The sequence below is a fragment of the Bradyrhizobium sp. PRIMUS42 genome (assembly GCF_023006515.1).
Taxonomy (GTDB): domain Bacteria; phylum Pseudomonadota; class Alphaproteobacteria; order Rhizobiales; family Xanthobacteraceae; genus Bradyrhizobium.
The window spans coordinates 1-1,500 of sequence record NZ_JALBGZ010001078.1 but is presented as its reverse complement, the minus strand read 5'-3'; the positions used below and the strand labels follow the sequence as shown (position 1 = coordinate 1,500).

The following is a 1,500-nucleotide window of genomic DNA, read 5'->3' as shown; positions in this document are numbered from 1 at the left end:
AACACCTCGAAGCGGCGGCGCACCTGGCGGACGTGCCGGCGCATGGCGTCGTCAGGTAGCCAATCCTCGCCCTGCTCGGAGGCCGCGCCCGCAAGGACGCGGCAATGATCCGGCAGATAGGAGCCACTGCGATAGTCCCATTCGGGATAGGTGAGATCCGCGTTCAGCCGCGATGCATCGAGGGCTTCCGGCGGCAGGTCGAGATCGAACTTGAACCGGCTCGCCGGCTTGCCGGTGCGGCGGCTGAGCGTGATCTCCTCGAGATCGTCGGCCGCTTTCTGCGCATCCTCGTCCTCGCTGTCGTCGGCCGGACGGTCGACATTGACCATCTCGGCCATCGCGAGGATCTTCTCGAAGCGGTTGAGCACGAAAGGATCGCGGCGATTGGCATTGTCCTCGCGCTCGCGGACCGCAAAGCGCTTGCGATCGTCCCTGGTCGCGGCATCCGCACCCGGTGCGCACTCGTCCTCGCCGGCATGTGCGGGCGAGAGTTCTCGCGTCCAGCAATCCCCCCAGAGCGGGCACGGCAGGATCGAATGATAGCCCGGAGGCGCCTTGTCCGGCAGAGGGCCCGTCCCCATCATCGCCGGCCACAATCTGCCCGCAGGCGCCTTGCCGGCTCCGAGCAAGGCCAGCACGATCTGCTCGATCTCCTGCTCGATGCGTGGCAAGGGGCGACGAGGCCGGGCCTCGGCAGTTGCTGCGGCGAGCTTCGCGTAATCAGCGACGAGCCCGGGAAATTGCGTGAGCACCCAGACCGCCGTCTCGCTCGCCCGGCGCAACACCAGCAGATCCCGCCGCAGCGGATCGGCCTCTATGATGGTCTCGATCGGCGCGGCTGCGAACCACGCCGCAAGCCAGCGATAGAGCGCCGCGTTCAAGGCCCGGTCGGGAAAGATCGAGATGCGATCGGGGAGGAAGATGGTCGCCGCGTCGCGGCCCGGCTGCTCCAATCGCTCGTCTCCAAGGCCGATGCGCTGCCGCCAGCCGAGACGGTGTCCCGATTTCCGGGCACCTGCGCTTGCGATCTGCACCCCGGTCTCGCCGCCGAGCGCGCGGAACATCACCGCGAGCCGGCCCCTCATCTCGGCAAGTGCGACCGCCTGATCGTCGTGGACAGGATAGCTCGCGGTGCCGCCGACCATCCGGTGCCAGGCGCGACCGACCGTCTCCTCCAGTTCGAGGAAGTCGAGCATGGGCGCGGCCTCACCCGATCACGGCGCGTGCGACGTCCAGCAGCGCCGCCTTCACGTCGGAATCGTCGGTGAGCGGTTCGATCATGCCGGCCAGCACGGCATCGGCAATCGGCGTGCCCGCGGCAATCAGGGTCGCGCAATAGACCACGAGCCGGGTCGAGACGCCCTCCTCCAAATCGTGGCCCTTGAGCGCGCGCAGCCCGGAAGCCGCCCGGGAGGATGGCTGGCCAGCCAAAGATGCGGCCAAATCAAAAAGCCCCGGGGCCGAGCCCGGGGCTTGCTGCTCGTTCAGAACGGCAGGTCA

Annotated in this window: 2 pseudogenes; both read right to left on the bottom strand. The window is 68.1% G+C overall.

Annotation, left to right across the window (positions count from 1 at the left end):
* Window positions 1-1,196: pseudogene (locus MOV75_RS37735) on the bottom strand (protein norD); the annotation flags it as partial.
* A gap of 10 nt (window positions 1,197-1,206) precedes the next feature.
* A pseudogene (locus tag MOV75_RS37730) lies at window positions 1,207-1,395 on the bottom strand (CbbQ/NirQ/NorQ C-terminal domain-containing protein); the annotation flags it as partial.
* Between the last annotated feature and the right edge of the window lie 105 nt (window positions 1,396-1,500).